The following is an 18,950-nucleotide window of genomic DNA, read 5'->3' on the forward strand; positions in this document are numbered from 1 at the left end:
TTTTACTTGACAGTCTCTCGGGCCGAGTTGGCCCGAGGTCAGATAAAATGGTAGTATTATTGTTTTTTTATTGCACTATACTGAACCAAATAGTTTTTGCCTTTGGACGTTAGACTAATAAATTCGGCTGTGCCACCAGACGTTGTTCTTGCTTCATAAACATTGATTAAGCCGAGTGCATGATACTGAATTTTAATAATATTAAATTGATTGTCGTTAATGGAAAAATACCGCCCCATATAATCTTTTAATGCCCGTTCAAGCTCTTTCCGTGCCATTGTAGCATTTAATGTTTGTAATAATCTTGGAGCCCATAGAAGAAACATATTATCCCAAGTAATATGTTTATGAATGTCTCTCTTTCTGTAAGAATAGGTTCCCGGACGATTACCATGACGTTCCTCATAAGAGCCTTCTATTAGAATTTCATGGCCTTCAAAAGCGAGGCTCTCATCAAAAGAAATTTTGAATTGGTTAAGTTCTTCTTTCAAAAGTCTATTTTTTTCTTCTAAACTTTGAATTCTAAGGTTTAAATCGTTTGTTTGTGTTAGTAAAGAGACACTTACTTCGGTGTTGTCTCTACGAACCCAACCAATCAAGTCATATTCTTCTAAAAAATCGTTTAGTGTGGTGTGAATTGCTAACATAATGTCTTTGGGATCATTAGCTATTCGTATAATTCTACTCATAACGACGCTTTTAAAGTCATTATATTTTTGCTTGTTGTCCACCTCAAAGACACTTTTTTCATCAAGTATTTCGGTCTTTGCATTCAAAAAAGAATCATTCAGTACAACAGCAAAAATAGGCTTCCCAATGTTAATGGCATACTCATACTCTAGATGCGTGTAGCTTTTTTGACTATCTTCTTCAATACTGCCATACCTACCACCAAGAATAAGCATATATACATCGGAGTCGTTAATCCATTTGTAAATGGTTTCAAGTTGCGTTCTATTGCCTGCTTTAAACAGCTCCATACCAGCAGGAATATGTCCTGCGTCCAATACTGCTTGTACCGCAGATTGACGTTCTTCAATTAAGTCTATATATGTTGAAGAAATAAACACTTGTAGTTTCTTTTTCAATGAATATCTACCTTTCTTTGCATCGAGTAAACCCATGCAATATTAACCATAAGATATGCTGATTATATCTTGAAAATCCATTTCAAACAATTGGAAAGGAGATTTTCAGTACCTAGAGAGTCGCCTTTTAAAGAACAATCGATCATAATTTAGGAGTAAGGAGAGGAACGCCAGAAATAGCGCTTTTTTATAGCTCAATCTCATAATCAATCAGTGCTTGACAGACAACCTAACATCCTATGGCGGTTGCATTCGATGAGAATGCCTGCTTTATAGCCACTGCGATTTGTGATGAGCCATCAGATGGATGAGCGGAGCTACAGCCGGAGAGGGATAAACTTATCTCTATAGCCCTTCCTCCATCACTGCTACAGGCCTTTGGACTCTTATTGCCACCATATTTTTCACCGTCACTTATGGCACTGTTCCCCCGATTAATCTAATAGTCCGATACACCTACTCCACCAGCATCAGCCGCCATGCTATACACATAGACTAACTCCTTGTATTTGTGATATATTGGAAAAAGGAAGATTTCCAAGGGGGACATTACATGAATATAGACGACATTAAGCAACTTCAAAGCGATGGCTTGATGAAACAGGAACTGTTATCAATCATTAAGGCAAACGTAACAGATTACAATTCAAAGTGCGAAGAATTTGGCGCAAGGTTTTCTCTTTTCCTGTCGAATATAGCACTACAAGATGTTCAAAATTTTCTTCAAAATGCAGGCTTAAAGTACAGTAAGCCAACGAACCACAGGTTTTATATTGACGGTACTGGAATCGAAATTATTACTGTGGATGAAGGTTTTACCGTAACTGCAAAGGAAAAGGATGTCTACAAAACATTTATTGTTGAATTAGTTGGGGATAGCCAACCGGAAGGATTTATTTATCAACACATTAAAATTAAGGGTAAGTTAGTAAGTACCAATATCGGTGATTCATTAGCTAAAACATTGGAAGAATTAAGTGTTCCAGAGTTAGAGGAAGTTTCCGCAACACTAAAGAATGCTCTGAATGATGTGGAGTCTGCCTTAAAGAAACTTTTGAGCACAAAAGATGAAAACCTCAATTACATTTACGCTGAATATAAAAATGAAGATAACAAATACAACACGATTGACGAAATTATTAAAAATGAATTATAACTTCATTAATAGCTTCGATCCCCTTTTGGGACGGAGCTTTTTATTTTTTGATTATGTTGAGGATACCATCCTAAGTCCAAAATTCTTCGCTTATCTTCATTTCTATAATAGAAATATCTTCTTGAAATTCATCTTCATAAACCTTATCTTTCATTTATGAAGTTCTCCGGTTGCGATTGAGAAAAGTGATTCCATACAACCGTCCAATAATCTGGTATTTTCAATGGTACAAGTGGAAGTGGTAAGGGCTCATCCACTCCATTTCGTTAAAAATTTTTCGCCGTCCCCTGTGGCACTATCCCCCAATTAATCTAGATGCCCCATACACCTGCTCCAACAGCGCTAGCCGATGTGACTGCTTCGGCAAGGCAGGTTCATTTGCCGAAAAATTAAGTATTTGAATCTTTTTTTCAATCGAAGCTTTTGTAAATGTTTTCATTATGGTAGTCAATAAACTCTTTTGAAATTTTATGATTCGTAGTATTCAAAAGATTGCCCAGACTAAGTTCTAATGCTCCAAAATCTAATAAAGCGTGATGATTGGGACATAATATGATAATGTTTTCAGCTATATCTGGACCAGAGTGTGGAACACCTAAGGGCTTAATATGATGAGCTTCTGAATACATTTTTTTATTTGAAATCTTCAAAGTTTCTCCACAAATTTGACACTTATTTTGATGAAGTTGTTTTAGAAACCTAGCTAGTTCAGTGTCCCTAAGAATCCTATACACAGTCATATATTTTCTCACATTGGTGGGAATATCATCATTTATATCTGAGCCATATAAAGTAATGTTTCGGTTCTCTCTTAATCCCCAAACCCCGTTTCCAATCCCTTTGACGGAATAGAACATATCTTTTCCACCAGAAAAGGCGTTGCTATCCGAAGAATGAGTTTGAATAGTTCGTTGTATAATTTGTTTCCACGTCTTCGGTAAGTTTCCCCCTCTCTTCTTGTATATCGCCTCATATATCTGAGGATATTCAGCAACCCCCCCAAGATTAGATAATGCATTTTTTATATCTTCTAGCCACCTGTTCAAAGTCATCTCTCCCTTAACATTGTTCCCAAACTATCATATCACGCGCATGGGAAATGGTGGGGTTACAAGAATATAAACCTTTGAAACGAAGGTCTCGAAGGCCCAATATCGGATGTTTTTTTGTTTTCTTGAAAGGTTAATTTTTCGCCGTCACTTATGATACGGTTCCCCCCGATTAATCTTCACCGCCCGGTATATCTGCTCCACCAGCACGAGCCGCATCAGTTGGTGCGGGAGCGTCATGCGCCCGAAGCTCAGCTTCTGCTGGGCGCGGCGTTGGACGGCGTCGGAGAGTCCGTTGCTGCCGCCGATCACGAACACGACGTGGCTCGTGCCGTAGGTAGCGAGCTTGTCCAGCTCGGCGGCCAGCTCCTCCGAGCTCCACAGCTTACCGTCGATGGCGAGCGCAATCACGTGCGCCTCGCTCTTGATCAGCGCGAGCAGCCGCTCGCCTTCGCGCTCCTTCACCTGCCGGACCTCCGCTTCGCTCATGTTCTCCGGTGCTTTCTCGTCCGGCACCTCCAGAACCTCGAACTTCATATAAGGGCCGAGCCGCTTGGCATACTCCGCAATGCCCTGCACCAGATATTTTTCCTTCAATTTGCCGACCCCGATAATTTGTATGAACACGGCTGTTGCCCCTTTCTTATAACACAAGCTTATTCTAATCCGCAGGATTTACTTCCAACGATTATTCTATGTAAAACAACCCTCTACACCGCCAAGTTAATCTCCATCCGAACCAACTCATACATTCCTCTTCACCCACTGCTCCTTCAGCAGCGCGTACATATTCAAGTCCTGATAGCGATCGCGGAACAAGGCATACTGCTTCAGCAGCCCTTCCAGTTCAAAGTCGAGCCGCTCCAGCAGTCTGGCGGAGTTCTCGTTTTCCGGATAGACCAAGGCCCCGATCCGGTTGATGCCCATCGTACTGAACGCATAATCGATCGCTGCCGTCAGTGCTTCTTTCGCCAGACCTTTTCCCTGATATGCCTGATCCAGCTCATAGCCAATCTCCGCCCGCTGATAAGGGTGAACCCATGCATGAAAGCCAGCGGTCCCGATAAGCTGCCCGTTTTCCTTCAGTTCAATCCCCCATCGGATGCCCCTAAGTTCCTCGAACAAGAGCAGATGCCGCTCAATCATTTCTCCCGCTTCCTCAAGCGCGGCCATTGGATGCCTGCCATAATATCTCATCAATTCCTCTGACGCAAACAGACGGAACAACGCATCCGCATCTTCCTGTACCAGCTGTCGCAAGCGCAGTCTTGCCGTTTCCAGTACAGGAAACTCCAAATCGAGGATCCCCAGCACAGTAGTCATATGGCCGCCTCCCTTATTTCTTTTCTTCAGCTTAGCCTTGTACAGGCCCTGTTGACAATGACGGATGCCAAAAAGAGCGCACCAGACGCTCTCCCGCCGGCCACGCTCTCCTGCTCGGTTCATTTCATTCGTTTCATGTACACTCAATCCGTATCCGGTTATACAACCAGAAACTCGGCATGCTGATCGCATTGGGAGCACTTGACCGGAGGATCCCAATCGGAGAATTCCGTCTCCTTCAGATCCACTACATCCGGTGCGTCCTCAAATTCATCGACAAACAGGTCGATCGCCAGCTCCACATGTTCTTTACATACGACGTACATTCAAATAGCATCCCTTTCCGTTATACCTCTGAAGCGAGCGGCTGGAATTCTAGAGCTCTTGTTCCTGATATCTATTATTCTAGCCACTTCTCTGTTCTACCACACCTCACAAGGAAAGAAAAGACCTGCGGCCCATTTGCCTGCCTATACCCACAAATTAACTGCCACTATTCATTCTAATGATCTTCTCTAAAATTCGGGAACAACTATATATTTCGTCTATGTATCGGTCATTTTGCTATCTGAAACTTCCTCGTCATTGATCCCGATTGTAGATTTGCAGATCCTCCAGCTTACATGGCTGTAAGAAAAGTGTAAGCCGAATCGATGGCTGCTCCTGTCCCTCTTTTATATATTTATACCAACAGATCACATGAAGAAAAGGAGAGCATGGCATGAGCACTTCATCCAAAGTTATGGGTATCCTGGCCATTTGTATCGTTTTGTTGTCCATCTTCCTGTTTGGAGCATTGATGATGATCAGCGATCAGGAGCTGGCGAAGCTGAATCCGTTCGTCGAAGAGAAAACCTCCTATGTGCGGGTTGAAAGCTTGAGCACGGACACGGCGGTTGGCCTGCATACTGCTGCACAATATACGCTGCCCGTGTGGAAGGAGGACAGAAACATGAATGAAACGACCTTTCTTGGCACCAAGCTGCGCGAAGGAGCCTACCTGAAGCTGACTGAGAAAAAGGGGTATCTGATCTCCTATGAAGAGGTACAGCCGGAGGACATTCCTGAGGAGATCCGCATTCATCTGGAAGAATCCTGAGGGGATATGCCGAGACCTGTCCTATATCTGAAAACAGTCTGTGCCTGAACAAAAAACATTTTCCGCGTATCTGCTTATTTTCTCACACAGCCCCTTCCCAAGAGGGCACAATCCGCTCGCCGTCGAAAACCATGCTCTCTTCCACCAGCTCAGCTTGTACAATGCATGACAGCATGCTTTGATACTCCTTGATCTGGCCGGTCGAAGCATAGCCGCGGAACATCTCGAACATCGCTACACATCTTTTAAAACCGCTCATATCATTCAGATGGATAAACTTGTCCAATGCGTGCAATGTATAGCCCAATCCCCGTCTATAATCCTTGTTTCTAAAACGATAAATAATGAGCAGGTACATAATTCGGGTATAACGAGAGAAAATGAGAGGGTCAAGTTCCGTGGTGTCGGGATTAAAGTCTTCGATAAGCGCGTCGATTTTATCATTCAGATCAAAATTATGAAGCAGCGCTGCCTCCAAAATATTGACCAGACCGGGTGCGATTTCTTGGGGGTTATCTATTAAGAATTGAACATATTTTGGGAGCGTTTCCAACTTACCTTCTAATAAATCAAGCCCGAAGCTGTTTGCCCTGGCAAGAAAATGGAGACGTTGAACCTCTTGAGTCCCGTCTTCATCCAAATTCTGAAACCATCCAAGATCCGAATACTGCCTGATGCAGCACCTTTCTTCCTCATATTTTCTCTGCTTCCTGAACGCGATTCCTTTCATGAGCAGGCTGAATCCATAATAATACACCAGCGGGCGTTCCTTATGTATGGGCATGATATCCTGTCCCTGCTCCCTTAAAAACTGCTCCTCATACATGCTGCGTGCCGTCACATGCAAATGATCTGCAATATCGATCAGCTCAGGCCAATTTCCGAGCGAATAAGCCATTCGCAGCAGCTTGACAAGACCGTCCAGATCGCGATAGTTTCTTAAATCAATTTCCGTCATCTTGGCAATCACCCTCCTTCTTATTTTCCATCCCATCCAAAGGTATACCAGTCTGATTTACTCGTCAATAGCCGCATTTTATCGAAATTCCCCATAATTTGGTGACTGCATCATCTTGTACAAATTGTGCCTTTCAAAATGATCCAAGCAAATCTAGGGCGACCATGGCGCCTTGATTTTCCGGACAAAAAATACAGGAAGCACAGAAGACCGTTGCAAGTTATGCTCTTGCCCGTTCTCCTGTGCTTCCTGTTACTGTCTTCTCCGGCCGCCAGCCGGCTCCGACAGGTCTGATGTATTCGCCCTTAATCCTTACTCGCTCGGTTTATCCGTCAGGGTCACCGTCACCTTCTCAGCCTTACCCTGGCGGTAGTAGGTGACATCCATCTTATCGCCGATTTCCTTATGATTATACAGATAACGCCGCAGCTCCAGTGTGGATTTAATCGGCTTTTCGTCCAGAGCTGTAATCACATCGTTCAGCTTCAGACCGGCTTCTTCTGCAGGGCCGTGCGATTCCAGCACAATCACCCCTGACTTGACCTCGTCCGGAAGCTTCAGCTCCTTGCGCTGCTCATCATCGATGGGAGCGTACGGATTTTCCAGATCAACCGTGTATACGCCCAGATACGGACGGTTCACCTCGCCATCATCCATCAGATCATAGACCGTGGTCATCACCTCATTGGCCGGAATGGCAAAACCCAGTCCCTCCACGCCAGTATCCGCGATCTTCATCGTATTAATGCCGATGACCTGCCCGTTCAGATCGACCAGCGCGCCTCCGCTATTGCCTTCGTTAATGGCGGCATCCGTCTGAATGACGCTTTGCTCCCAATCATACACGCCATCCTGATTGATGGACACCGGAATGATCCGGTTCGTATAACTGATGATTCCGGAAGTAAGCGTATCGCCCAGTCCGAGCGGATTGCCGATAGCGATCACCGTCTCGCCGAGACGCAGACGGCTGGAATCGCCGATTTCAGCAACCGTATCCATGTGCTTATCATCAACGGCCAGCACCGCGATATCCGTTACGCGGTCCCTGCCGATCAGCTCCGCTTTCTTGTTCTCCCCGTCTACCGTTACCACTTCAAGGTCCTCGGAGCCCTCCACCACATGATTGTTGGTCATGATATAGGCCTTGCCCCCGGCAATACGGAAGACTACACCCGAGCCAAGCGCCGAATCGGCCAGCACTGCTCCTTGCCCTTCCCGGTAATTTACAATGCTTACGACGGCAGGCCTTACCTTGGCAGCCGCCTGAATAATTCGCTCATACGGATCTGATGAGAAGGACAGTGACTTATAACCGCTGGTGCCGGTGAATGCCGTAGTACCAGGCAGACCTGTAATAAAGCCGAACAGCAGAATGGCCACCATCGCGCCAATCGCACCGCTGACAGCCGCAGTCTGCAGCATCGACGGCCGTCTGAGGCGCCCTGTTCCCCGAGACCATCGGGCCTTGTTATGACGGGAACCGGAAGCGGGGGTCTTCAAGCTGCGTCCCGACACTTTAGCCGAGTAAAAGTCGTCATCAAACAAGCCCATGCTGATCCTCTCCCCTTCATGACACGTACCGGTTTTACTATTTATCACTACAAATTTCCTTTGCAAAGCGAAACTAAAAAAAATTTCACAGTCCCTGCCCGTTTACCGCAGCACGAGTCGGCATTTCCAGCATACACGCTGGCGAACGAACCGGATAGAGGCAAAAAGAGGAATGAACTTCACTGAACCTGACTACAATGGTAAAGAGACTACAGGACATGCATTGCCGCTTTACCAGGCACTCATCAGGCTGTTTGTGCAGCTTCCAAATCTTTGTATTTAGTAATTGTATTGTATCATATGCCACTTTAAAAAACAGAGATGTTTTAAGCGGACAAGTTCATTTTTTTGAAAGGAGAAATGCATAATGGAACGCTACCGGACAACCATGGAGGATGTGGGGATCGTCGCCAAGCTGGCAGACCTGAAGGAAGAGCATTACCGCAACACGCTTGCGCTCAGCACGCTGATCGAGCTGCTCGTGGAAAAGGGGCTCTTAACACGTGAGGAAGTGGAGAGCAAAGCCGCCGAACTGGACAGCTTTATGGCTCACTTACCTTATCCCATGGCGTAGGCCTGTCGTAATATGTGTCACACAGCCTGAATTCGGAATCCTTGTAAAAACAGCCACGGTCTTCCATTGCTCCGCGTACCGTCATTTTGGCCAGCTCCATCATATTATGGTCGCGGCTCAAATGCGCAAGGTACGTCCGCTTTGTATATCCGTCAAGCAGCTCGCTCAGGATGGCTCCCGCCATTTCGTTGGATAAATGGCCGATATCGCTCAGAATTCGGCGCTTGATATTCCAAGGATAACGGCCCATGCGCAGCATCTCTACGTCATGGTTCGCCTCCAGAACCAGCACATCCGCTTTGGAGATCGCCTGCTTCACCTTGTCGCTGACATAGCCGAGATCGGTGGCGACGCTCAGCTTCTCCGGTCCGTCATAAAAGTTGTAGCCCACCGGCTCGGCGGCGTCATGAGATATGCCGAACGATTCCACGCGCAGTGATCCGAATTCCATGGTCGCCCCTGTCTCCAGTATCCTGCGATTCTCGTCCTCTATAGCTCCGATGGACTTGGCCATCGCCGCCCAGGTTTTTTCATTGGCGTAGACCGGGAGGCTGTATTTGCGCGCGACCGCCCCCAGGCCTTTAATATGGTCGGAATGCTCGTGAGTCACGAGGATGCCGTCCAGATCCCCGCCGCTCAGCTCCCGTTCCTGCAGCAGCTCTTCAATGCGCTTCGCGCTAAGCCCTGCGTCGATCATTATGGTGGTGTCCTCATTGCGGACCACCGTCGCATTCCCTGTCGAACCGCTCGACAGGACGGTAAATGATATGCCCATTGCTCATAATTCCCCCGTTTGCTCTGTCTTCGGGCTGATGACATCACCGTTCATCTGCACGTAATACTCCTGCCCGTCCTCCAGAATAAACCGCCATACCGCAACGGCCACCTGGTTGTCCGAGTTAAAATCACGCCCGTAATAGCCCAGCCGTATATCCTTCACGACCGCTTCCATCGGCAAATAATTATCCACCAGTCTGCCCAAGGCCTTCGCCGCCGGCAGCGCCGTTTCCTTTTCCTCCGTCGTCGTCAGCTCCACCGGAATTTTGCGGTATTCCGTAATCTTCTGATTACTGTAATACAGCTCCAGATTTACCTTGAAAAGGGGCCATCTGCCCTCGACGAGCGGATGCAGCACAAAGGCGCCGAAGGCATCGTCCGAATCATATTCTGCCAAAGGATCATAATCGTAGTTGGCGATATCCGGAATCTCGGAACGCAGTGCTTCCGTCAGCTCCGGCAGGCTGAAAATCAGCTTGCTGTCCACTGGATTGGCCAGTTTGACCTTCTTCCCTTTCTCGCCTTCCACGTACGTATAGGACAGCTTCGGCAGCTCTGGTGTTCCACCGGGAATGGGAGCCAGCACCTGAATGCCCTTCTCCTCCATCAGCCGCTGTGTATCCTTATCAAGGGATGTGAAATCCAGCGACGGGCCGGCCGTCTCGCGCATATCGCTCCACAGCTGGAACCCCAGCACCAGATTCAGCAGCAAAAAGGTGAAAATCAGCACATTTTTGGCGCGGCTCCAATCCATCCCCGTTCCTCCTTCATATTTCAATCACAGCGCTCCGGACCGGCATTAGCGGCCAGCTCCTGCTGTTCCGGAAGCTGGCGACGCCCCTACTGTAAATTCGCCGCCGTTTTCCAGCTTCACCCGCCATACCGGAACCAGCTCAATTCCCTGATCGATCAGCTTTGGCACATACACCGGGCTAATGTCCCTAATGGCCTGGCCCTCCGCCTGCTTGACAAGCTGCTGCTTCAGCTTCTCCCCGCCCGGCAGCATCACCTTGTGGGAGGAATGCTCGCCGCCCTTCAGATAGAGCAATGAGCGCTCATAGACCGACGCCGTTTCCTGCTGCATCTCCAATTGTATGGTCCCAAAGCGGAAGGCCGGCTTGTCCAACACCGGGAAAGACTTGTAATACTGCTGAAATACTACCTTGGTTCCATAATCCAGGCTGCTCTGCAGCGCCAGCCGGTAGCGGCCGTCCCAGCCGCCGTGCTGGTTAACGAATTCCACGCCTGCAAGCAGATCGCGGACGGCGTCGCTTTGCTCCGAGGAAGGGGCGGCCGGGTCCGTATAGCTCATCCAGCGCTGCTCCTGCTTCACCTGAAGGCTGCGCTTGCTGTCCGTATAGATTTCCGATCCGTCCTTCTCCTGAATATTGCGTGTAATGCTTGGGTCAAAAAACAGGTTGCGCTGCATCTGCTCAATGGTGAACAAGCCCGACAGAACGACAGGCTGCTCTACCTCCATATCCCCTTGGGGGATATAATAATCCCCCTCCACCATCTCATATGGCGGTGAGCTGATGCCAAAGGCTACATGCTGCGCCACATCCTCGACCGTCAAATCCGCCTGGGTTGCCTCATACACGACATCCCCGCGGGTGCTGAAAAACAGCGCGTGTGTCTTCGATCCCTGCTTGTCGATGTAGATCCAGATCCGGTTGATCGTTTCCGCACGGAAGACAGGGTCAGGTGTAATCCGCATCAGCCTTTCCAGCAGCGTAACAGGCACACCCCCGCTGAAGGAAAGCTCAATTCCCTTGTTCTGCTGGCGGATGGCGTTCCAGTCCGCTGACTGGATGCTGCGTCTTTGATAGTTTTCAAAGGCCCGTCCTTCCAGACGCGAAAGAATCAGATCATAAAAGGTCGTTCCCGGATAAAAGACTGTATGCTTGTTTTCCCCCATGTGGATGATCATCCGGTCAGGGAAAATCAGATCTTCAACGCTCTCCTCCTGGCCCATATTCTCGGTCTGCACATAGCTCGTCTCCGATGTAAGCACCGTGCCGCTTCCCGGCAGGCGGTAGATCAAGAAATAGCTCTGCACCAGACTGCCCAGCACCAGGGCAGCCAGCGCCGCCGACTTCAAGCGTTCCTTCACTGCGCTTCCCTCCCTTCACCCGGCAGCGGCAGTGTAAACGTCGCGCATGTTCCTTTGCCGAGCTCGGATTCCAGGGTGATTGTGCCGCCATGTGCCTTGACAATTTCCCGGGCAATCGACAAGCCCAGCCCTGTTCCACCCATGTTTCGCGAACGGGCTTTGTCGACACGGTAAAAACGTTCGAAAATCCTGTCGAGATCCTTCTTCGGAATGCCGATACCGGTATCCTGTACGGATATTGCCAGCCACTCGCCGCGGCGGCGGGCCTCGATCACAATGCTGCCGTCTTCCGGTGTGTATTTGAGCGCATTCGATACCAGATTATCCAGCACCTGATCCACTTGATCCCGGTCCATCATAACGGCGCCGATGCCCTGTTCAATGATAACCCGGTCCGTGATCTGTTTCTCCTGCATTTGAAACGAAAAGCGGTCCGCCACGTCCTCCAGCAGCTCTTCCACATCCACCGGCTGAATGCGAAGCGGAGCCTCATTGGAATCCAGCCTGGACAGGTGCAGCAGATCCGTAACCAGCCGGATCATGCGCTCGGTCTCATTCCGGATGACGCCGACAAAACGCTCACCGAGCTGCGGCTCCTGCATAGCGCCCTCATCAAGCGCTTCCGCGTAGCTCCGGATCGTCGTCAGCGGCGTCCGCAGCTCATGCGACACGTTCGCCACGAACTCGCGCCGCGTATGCTCCATCTCCTCCTGCTCGGTTACATCCTGCAGCACGGCGATGGTGCCGGTAATGCCGATCTCGCGGCGGTGAATCGGCGTGAACGTGACCCGGATCACGACCGGCTCGGACTGGTCCGGCGGCTCCAGCTGCAGCAATGTGGAGGCGGGTATGCCCGTAATGAGCGCATCCGCTTCCTCCGGGTCGAGACCGAGCAGCAGCGCGATATGCCTGCCGGCAATCTCGTTATTGTTCACCCCGAGCATGGAGCTCGCGCGCAGGTTGACGAGGATGACCCGCCCGTTCTCATCCGTCGCAATGACGCCGTCGCTCATGTTCGACAGAATGGAGGACAGCTTCTCCTTCTCCTCCTCGTTCTGGGCGAGCGCATCGCGCAGCCTGCTGGTCATATAATTGAAGGCGCTGCTCAGCTGGCCAATCTCATCACTGCCAAACACGGGCATCTTCTGATCGAAGCTGCCCTCCGCCACGGCCGTCGCATGTTTTGTCATCAGCCTGATCGGATGTGTGATCGTATGGGCGAGCACGACCCCCAGCACGGCCGTCAGCCCGAGCGCAATCAGCATCCCGGACAGGAAGACATTGTTGATCCGCTGCATCGTGTCATACAGCTCGGCCATGGAGGCGGCAATGTAGACGGCGCCAACGATTTTGCCATCGCTGATGACCGGCTTGGCCACGACCTTTTTGCGCACATTGTCTTCATCGATCATATATTCCTCATTGTCGCGGATGCCCTGCAGCGCACGGCTGACCACGGTTTGTGTGTTTTTGCGGCCGACATAATCGGCATGCGAGCCCTGCGAGGTGATCAGCACCTTTCCGCTCGCGTCCAGCACCTGAATCTCGGCGCCGCTGAAGTCAAACAGATTGTTCACGCGCGCGCGCAGGCTTTCCACACTGTCTTCCGCACTTTTGCCATCGCCCCCGCTCAAGTCCTGCTCGGCAAGCACGGCCAGCATTTCCGCCCGGGCCTGCAAATCCTGCGTGAAATTGCTCGTCAGCGAGTTCTTCATGGAACTGACGAAATACACGCCGATCAACTGCATGGCCACCAGGATAAGCAGCACATAAATAATGATCAGCTTCGCCTGAATCGTACGGAAGAACTCCATCCATTTCATCCGAAGCTGCCGCCCTTGCCGTTATGGATCAAATAGCCGAGCCCGCGCCGGGTCATAATCGTCTCCGGTTTGCTCGGATTCTCCTCAATCTTCTCGCGCAGCCGCCGGATGGTGACATCCACTGTCCGCACGTCGCCGTAATACTCAAAACCCCATACCGCCTGCAGCAAATGCTCGCGCGTCATCACCTTGCCCGCATTTTTCGCCATATAGTGCAGCAGCTCGTATTCACGATGCGTCAGATCGAGCGGAGCCCCATTTTTATAAGCTGTGTACATATCCGTATCAAAATAAAGCTCCCCGACACGCAGCCCCTGCGGTTTTTCCTCAGCCGGCTTGGGCTCGGCTGCCGTGACACCGCGCTGACGGCGCATCTGCGCCTTCACCCGCGCCAGCAGCTCGCGCGTGCTGAACGGCTTGGTCACATAATCGTCCGCCCCCAGCTCCAAGCCAAGCACCTTGTCAATCTCCCCGTCCTTGGCGGTAAGCATAATGATGGGGGTTTGCAGATGATGTCCCCTCACTTCGCGGCATACATCCATACCGTCCATACCCGGCAGCATCAAATCCAGCAGAATCAGATCCGGCTGCTGCTTGACGGCGATATCGACCGCACTGATTCCGTCAAAGGCGCAGATGACCTGGTAGCCTTCCTTTTCCAGATTGAATTTCAAAATATCGGCGATAGGCTGTTCGTCATCCACCACCAGAATCGTTCCCTGCATGCCGTATCTCACCTCGATCAATCTATGATATGAAGCTTATGGAGCCATTTTGGCATTTCGTATTTTGGCAATTCGTATTTTTGTGTTTATTTTATATCTGACCTTCATTTTAGCATAGCGGGCCTGCCGTTACATCTATCCCAGCCATGTTGCCTGCCAAAAAAACACTCTTACCGCGCAGAAAATAGCAAAAAAACATGCCCGGCAACCCGAAGATACAAAAAAGCGTCCGAATGGAGACATGCTCCATCCGAACACCAGAACAGAATAGAAATGGCCGCCACCGGTTCGCCATGGCAAGATGCACTTCTCTATTTCGTCTCATGGGTAAAGGAAAACTGTTCCCGCGCCATCATCACCTCAACCAGCAGCGTAGCTCCCAGGTTGAAGCCATGATAAAAGGCAGCTTCAGCGTGCATGCCGCTGGACTGGGCGCTGAGGTCGAATAAGTCCTCCAGTTCCCGGAACGCTTCCTCACCTAGTCGCTTTTTCCACTGCTCCATGAGCGATGCAATGTTTCGGTTCAACGCCCGGTACTCGGGATGCACAGGCATGATTGCCTCATCCGGCTGTAATCTCCCCTGGTATAGAGCTTCCAAAATAGAACCCATATTCATCCTCCTTTGTGGATTGGACAGTATAGGCAACCACGCCGTTACAATTTGTGGAACCCCTATAGAAAGTATACACTAAAAGAACTTATAAGTTCAATTTGTGTTTTTTTGAACTCTTAAGACTCTCCAAGTACCTCCCACCGTTGGTCTACACTTTTTATAGGGGGTGCGTCCAACTGAAATCGTTAGCCAAAACTATCGGAGAACAAATCCGCCAGCAGCGTAGCCTGTGCGGAATGACCCAGGATCAGCTTGCCGAAGTGTTAGACTCTCAAGGGAGCTATATTGGCCGTGTGGAACGCGGCGAACAAAACCTCCAATTGCAGACGCTTGAAAAAATTGCGGAAGCCCTACATACCGAAGTGACCGTTACGTTTGGATCGAAGCAAACTGCGGCTGAAATCGAGGAAAAATGGATAGAAGAAATCGCTCAGTTGCTGCGCGGCCGAAGCGTGCAAGAGCAGGAGCGCGCGTACCGCGTGTTGCGTGAGCTGTTTATTTAAGAGGATAACTCCAAAGCAGGGATATGAGAACATGAAAAAACTCCCCTCACAGTAACAGGGTTTACTATTTCACCTGTCTACCGTATGGGGAGCATCTCACTTTTAGGAACACGTTCTTAATGTTGTAATAATCACTTGGCCCTCTGTGACAGAGGAAATTATCACTATTATTAAGCTGGATACATTTGCGTATTAGGCCTTACTGTGAAGGGTAACCAGGTAACCGTCCGGGTCGGCAAATGTAAAGGTTCGCCCGAATGGTCCATCTATTGGTGCGGATGTAATCTTTACGCCTGCTGCCATAAGCTTGTCGTGGATTTCTTGCGCATCAGGTGCATGAAGCCACAGAGCGACACCAAGTCCAGGCTGAGTACCTGAACCGAGTTCTACTCCTGGCATTAGGTCACGAAGAGCAAATGCAATAGGCTTTGTTTCAAAGACCACAGCATGAGGTGGTCCCGCCTGTGAGCGGACCAGTCCGAGATAGTTTTGATAGAATTCCGCAGAGCTTTCAAGATTGCTCACTTGAAGTGAAATGAAATCGGGTCCAATTACTGACATAATAAGGTCCTCCTTTGTATATAGGGCTGTTTATGCTAAGCATTTGCAATTCTTCAGTACACCATTCGTTTCTTATAAAGCCATGTAAATAACCTCGCCTTCATTTTGTATATCTTGATTGTACAAGCCCCCTCTTGCCAACAGTATGTCAGTAGCGTTCTTTCATTTTTTCGATTTTTTCTCTTATCTGATCTTTCGTCTCTTTAAAAACACAAAATGCACCTCTGCTCACTCATTGTAAAGTACACAATGAAGAAAGCCGAAGGTGCATCTAGTTTAGCAAAATCCTATGTCTTTTTTAAAAAATAAATATATAAAATAATCAGTTCATTACACTTGTGACTCCCAGACACTTGTGCTCAGGTGTGACTTTCGTTTATCTCAGATAAGTGAGCGGATTTTGCGCTATGTTGTTCTTACGGATTTCAAAATGCAGATGCGTTCCCGTTGAACGGCCCGTGCTGCCCATTACGGCGATGGACTCTCCCTTGCTTACAGTCTGGCCGACGGAGACGCCGATGCTGCTCAGATGGCCGTACAATGTCTGATAACCGTTGCCATGGTCGATTATGATCACATTGCCGTATCCATTCTGCTGTCCGGCAAAAACAACCCTGCCTTCATCCGCTGCCCTGACATCGCGGCTGCCCACCATATCGACGCCTTCGTGCATCCTGCCCCAGCGCGAGCCAAAGCTGCTTGTCAGAGAAGCGCCCGATACCGGCCACGCGAAGTCGCCTGACCCCTGGCCAACCACCTTGGTGCCCCGCAGCACAACCTCCGGTACGGAAGCCTTCAGTACCTTCTGGCCGAGCCATTCTTCTTTCACAACTGCCCCGTTCTCCTTGGTGATCCGATAGTCCATCTGCTTCAAGCCTGCCTGTCCGGGACGGACAACCTTGCTGGTTCCAGCCTTCAGCTCATCGCTTTGACGAATAACCCGCTCCGGCTCAATCCTGATCTGTTCGACCACCTTCTCCACCGTCTTGACCGTGACCGGCGGCTTCGGGGCCGTAATTTTAAGCTCATCACCGATTTGCAGGTACTTTTCCTTCGTGCCAGGGTTATTCTGCTTGATCTCCCAAGGGGTCATGCCAAAATTGCTGGCGATGGTGGAGAGCGTATCCCCTTCCCTTACCGTATAAGTTACCGGCTCTTCCCGTTCCTTCATCAAAGCCTTGACTGCTTCATCCTCCGTCAGCATCTTGTTCGGATCAGCCTTCACCGATTCAAGACCAATATCCTCTTTGATGCCTACGGAGGTCAGCCAGGTCTTAGGCGCTGCGGCGGCCGTCCCGGTCGAGGCTCTCTTGGTGCTGGATTGTACACCCGTCTTACCATCATTGTCCGGTATGTACTTCTTCTGGACCTGCTTCAGTACAGCCTTGGCTGTTTCAGTATCCTTGACAATACCTACGGCCTCTCCGTCCACGACCAGCTCGACGCCTTTGGCGTATGCCGTCAGCATGCCGTCCAGCTTATCCAGCGTCGCGTTGCTGTCAATATCCGCTTTGTAGGCTTTCTCCACCTTGGTCGATATGCCTTTTGTATTCAGCACCATCTCCACATCCGGATATTTCTCCGCATACTCCTGCGCTTTATTTTCATACAGCTTCTTCAGCTGTTCCTCGCTCTGGACAGCTCCTACTTCCGTGCCCTTGACGTACACCTTGTAGTAGGGGACGGTGTTGGCGGCAACATACTGGTTGCCTGCAAATATAATCCCGCCTACGACAATGACACTTCCGGCCGCCACTACTGCCCATTTGCGGGGACCGTTCAAGCCCTGCCGCCACTGTCTGATGTCAAATGCGGGCTTCTTCTTGTCTTCCTGTTCATCAGATGCTCCGCTTCCGGGCTTCCTGCCAATCCATCGTGTTCCCTTGAAACCCTTCATGGTTCTCTCCCTTTCAGATCTTTCTTCAGCTCAAAAATTCAGTATTCCGATCTCTGATTTGTATTAAGGACCATTCCATTAGTTCGTAGTTAAGTTTGATTGTTAAAATTGCATGGATACGCAAAAAGGTTTCAAAAATTTAACCTTTTCATAATACCAGTTTACTTTAACACAGCTTTTACCGGGATTTCAACTTTACCAAACAATGCAAAAAACCGCGCGGGGCGCGGCTTGCAAACGATTTATTCCACTATACTTCTTTTGGTTTTTATACCTTACGTTTACAAAACATACGAAAGAGCAAGTCCAAAGACCTATATGTGCGAGTTCAAAAAGTCAGGTTTTCAGCACCGATGCGTATGCTTCCGGAGTGCGTTTTTTCAAAATGCTTGAGTTGGATGAAGCCAGGAACTGAGGAGCGGAGCGTACGTCATGTCTTTATTTCTTAAGCAGCTCCATCAACTTGGTATATTCCTCCGTCGTCATCCGCTTGGCAATCACCTGTTCAATCTCCTGCAGCTCGGTTTCCGTCAATCCGTCTTCCATGGCAGCGGAAATCTTCTGCATATCCTCAGCTGGCAGTTTGTTCATCAGCATGGTAAAGATCTGCTGCTTCTCCGCTTCCGGCAAGCTGTCCTTCTTCTCCGCAATTTCACCAGGCGTCATGACCAGCTCCTCACCGCCGGACCCCGCAGCATCAGAATTACTGGCGCCACTGGTGCCCTCCTCTGACGCTTCCCCTGATGCTTCATTTGGCGTTGTTTCATCCTGGCTGCTCCCCATGACCGGCAGCGCACCGTCCGGCACCTCTTCAGAGCTGGGCTTCGCAGGAGGGGTATCTCCCTGCTGAACCGGTGTGCTCCCCGTTTCTCCCGGATTGCCTGTGACGGCAGATTCCGTTGAGCCGCTATCCGGCTGCTTGCTCCCGAACAGGCCTCCGCCGAAAACATTCAAACCTATGGCCGGTTCATTCTCAAGCTGTATATTAAAAGATTCCAGCAGCGATTTCAGATACGCATTCACAACCATTCCCGTGGTCAGCAACGTCAGCCCGCTGATCAGAACGACGGTCAATCCTGTCTTCATCAGCCATCCGAGCCATCTCATATGCAATCTCCTCCTCTTGGCACCACACA

Annotated in this window: 20 protein-coding genes; 4 read left to right on the forward strand and 16 right to left on the reverse strand. The window is 49.5% G+C overall.

Going from position 1 to position 18,950, the window contains the following annotated elements; translation table 11 throughout:
- Positions 1-56: 56 nt before the first annotated feature.
- A complete protein-coding gene (locus ACE5KN_RS18730; RefSeq protein ID WP_375527155.1) occupies positions 57-1,124 on the reverse strand; it encodes a DUF4062 domain-containing protein in 1,068 nt (355 codons plus the stop codon).
- Positions 1,125-1,641: 517 nt separating this feature from the next.
- Between ACE5KN_RS18730 and ACE5KN_RS18735 the strand changes: the two genes are divergently transcribed.
- A complete protein-coding gene (locus tag ACE5KN_RS18735; RefSeq protein ID WP_375527154.1) occupies positions 1,642-2,244 on the forward strand; it encodes a hypothetical protein in 603 nt (200 codons plus the stop codon).
- 410 nt (positions 2,245-2,654) lie between these two features.
- Here ACE5KN_RS18735 and ACE5KN_RS18740 read toward each other — a convergent pair whose 3' ends face one another.
- The 4 genes from ACE5KN_RS18740 to ACE5KN_RS18755 all read right to left on the reverse strand — a co-directional run bounded on the left by ACE5KN_RS18740 (position 2,655) and on the right by ACE5KN_RS18755 (position 4,942).
- Positions 2,655-3,290: an HNH endonuclease gene (locus ACE5KN_RS18740; RefSeq protein ID WP_375527153.1), complete on the reverse strand. Its 636-nt coding sequence runs from the start codon at positions 3,288-3,290 to the stop codon at positions 2,655-2,657.
- A 150-nt stretch (positions 3,291-3,440) separates the two neighbouring features.
- Entirely contained in the window at positions 3,441-3,920 is a 480-nt protein-coding gene (gene rlmH / locus ACE5KN_RS18745) for a 23S rRNA (pseudouridine(1915)-N(3))-methyltransferase RlmH (RefSeq protein WP_375527192.1), read from the reverse strand.
- A gap of 117 nt (positions 3,921-4,037) precedes the next feature.
- Complete coding sequence (locus tag ACE5KN_RS18750) at positions 4,038-4,616, reverse strand: GNAT family N-acetyltransferase (protein ID WP_375527152.1); 579 nt, start codon at positions 4,614-4,616, stop codon at positions 4,038-4,040.
- A gap of 158 nt (positions 4,617-4,774) precedes the next feature.
- Positions 4,775-4,942, reverse strand: coding sequence for a CxxH/CxxC protein (locus ACE5KN_RS18755; RefSeq protein WP_375527151.1), 168 nt, complete (start codon positions 4,940-4,942; stop codon positions 4,775-4,777).
- Positions 4,943-5,337: 395 nt separating this feature from the next.
- Between ACE5KN_RS18755 and ACE5KN_RS18760 the strand changes: the two genes are divergently transcribed.
- A complete protein-coding gene (locus ACE5KN_RS18760; RefSeq protein ID WP_375527150.1) occupies positions 5,338-5,715 on the forward strand; it encodes a YxeA family protein in 378 nt (125 codons plus the stop codon).
- Between the two features lie 82 nt (positions 5,716-5,797).
- Here ACE5KN_RS18760 and ACE5KN_RS18765 read toward each other — a convergent pair whose 3' ends face one another.
- Entirely contained in the window at positions 5,798-6,673 is an 876-nt protein-coding gene (locus tag ACE5KN_RS18765; RefSeq protein WP_375527149.1) for a DNA-binding protein, read from the reverse strand.
- Between the two features lie 312 nt (positions 6,674-6,985).
- Positions 6,986-8,227: a S1C family serine protease gene (locus tag ACE5KN_RS18770; protein ID WP_375527148.1), complete on the reverse strand. Its 1,242-nt coding sequence runs from the start codon at positions 8,225-8,227 to the stop codon at positions 6,986-6,988.
- Between the two features lie 367 nt (positions 8,228-8,594).
- On the opposite strand from ACE5KN_RS18770, the gene ACE5KN_RS18775 reads away from it, so the two are divergent.
- Positions 8,595-8,801 carry a hypothetical protein gene (locus ACE5KN_RS18775; protein WP_375527146.1) on the forward strand — a complete coding sequence of 69 codons (207 nt, stop codon included), beginning with the start codon at positions 8,595-8,597 and terminating at the stop codon, positions 8,799-8,801.
- Here ACE5KN_RS18775 and ACE5KN_RS18780 read toward each other — a convergent pair.
- The 6 genes from ACE5KN_RS18780 to ACE5KN_RS18805 all read right to left on the reverse strand — a co-directional run bounded on the left by ACE5KN_RS18780 (position 8,770) and on the right by ACE5KN_RS18805 (position 14,850).
- The gene (locus tag ACE5KN_RS18780) at positions 8,770-9,576 is read right to left on the reverse strand and encodes an MBL fold metallo-hydrolase (protein ID WP_375527145.1); all 807 of its coding nucleotides are present in this window, start codon (positions 9,574-9,576) and stop codon (positions 8,770-8,772) included. The two genes, ACE5KN_RS18775 and ACE5KN_RS18780, sit on opposite strands and share 32 nt — an antisense overlap.
- Positions 9,577-9,579: 3 nt before the next feature.
- The gene (yycI, locus tag ACE5KN_RS18785; protein ID WP_375527144.1) at positions 9,580-10,332 is read right to left on the reverse strand and encodes a two-component system regulatory protein YycI; all 753 of its coding nucleotides are present in this window, start codon (positions 10,330-10,332) and stop codon (positions 9,580-9,582) included.
- A gap of 45 nt (positions 10,333-10,377) precedes the next feature.
- Positions 10,378-11,691 (reverse strand): YycH family regulatory protein, encoded by a 1,314-nt coding sequence (locus ACE5KN_RS18790; RefSeq protein ID WP_375527143.1) that lies wholly within the window; start codon positions 11,689-11,691, stop codon positions 10,378-10,380.
- Complete coding sequence (walK, locus tag ACE5KN_RS18795; RefSeq protein WP_375533125.1) at positions 11,688-13,514, reverse strand: cell wall metabolism sensor histidine kinase WalK; 1,827 nt, start codon at positions 13,512-13,514, stop codon at positions 11,688-11,690. The genes ACE5KN_RS18790 and walK overlap by 4 nt, the downstream gene beginning before the upstream one ends.
- Positions 13,511-14,239, reverse strand: a complete 729-nt coding sequence (yycF, locus tag ACE5KN_RS18800) for a response regulator YycF (RefSeq protein ID WP_375527142.1) — start codon at positions 14,237-14,239, stop codon at positions 13,511-13,513. Before yycF ends, walK begins: the two co-directional genes overlap by 4 nt.
- 311 nt (positions 14,240-14,550) lie before the next feature.
- Entirely contained in the window at positions 14,551-14,850 is a 300-nt protein-coding gene (locus ACE5KN_RS18805) for a DUF6809 family protein (protein ID WP_375527141.1), read from the reverse strand.
- Positions 14,851-15,089: 239 nt separating this feature from the next.
- Here ACE5KN_RS18805 and ACE5KN_RS18810 point away from each other — a divergent pair, with 239 nt between their 5' ends.
- Positions 15,090-15,356, forward strand: a complete 267-nt coding sequence (locus ACE5KN_RS18810) for a helix-turn-helix domain-containing protein (protein ID WP_375527140.1) — start codon at positions 15,090-15,092, stop codon at positions 15,354-15,356.
- 192 nt (positions 15,357-15,548) lie between these two features.
- Here ACE5KN_RS18810 and ACE5KN_RS18815 read toward each other — a convergent pair whose 3' ends face one another.
- The 3 genes from ACE5KN_RS18815 to ACE5KN_RS18825 form a co-directional block, all read right to left on the reverse strand.
- Positions 15,549-15,917: a VOC family protein gene (locus ACE5KN_RS18815; protein ID WP_375527139.1), complete on the reverse strand. Its 369-nt coding sequence runs from the start codon at positions 15,915-15,917 to the stop codon at positions 15,549-15,551.
- A 376-nt stretch (positions 15,918-16,293) separates the two neighbouring features.
- Positions 16,294-17,814 (reverse strand): peptidoglycan DD-metalloendopeptidase family protein, encoded by a 1,521-nt coding sequence (locus tag ACE5KN_RS18820; RefSeq protein ID WP_375527138.1) that lies wholly within the window; start codon positions 17,812-17,814, stop codon positions 16,294-16,296.
- Between the two features lie 438 nt (positions 17,815-18,252).
- Entirely contained in the window at positions 18,253-18,921 is a 669-nt protein-coding gene (locus tag ACE5KN_RS18825; protein ID WP_375527137.1) for a hypothetical protein, read from the reverse strand.
- Positions 18,922-18,950: the final 29 nt, after the last annotated feature.

This window comes from Paenibacillus terreus (assembly GCF_042138595.1).
Lineage (GTDB): Bacteria > Bacillota > Bacilli > Paenibacillales > Paenibacillaceae > Paenibacillus > Paenibacillus terreus.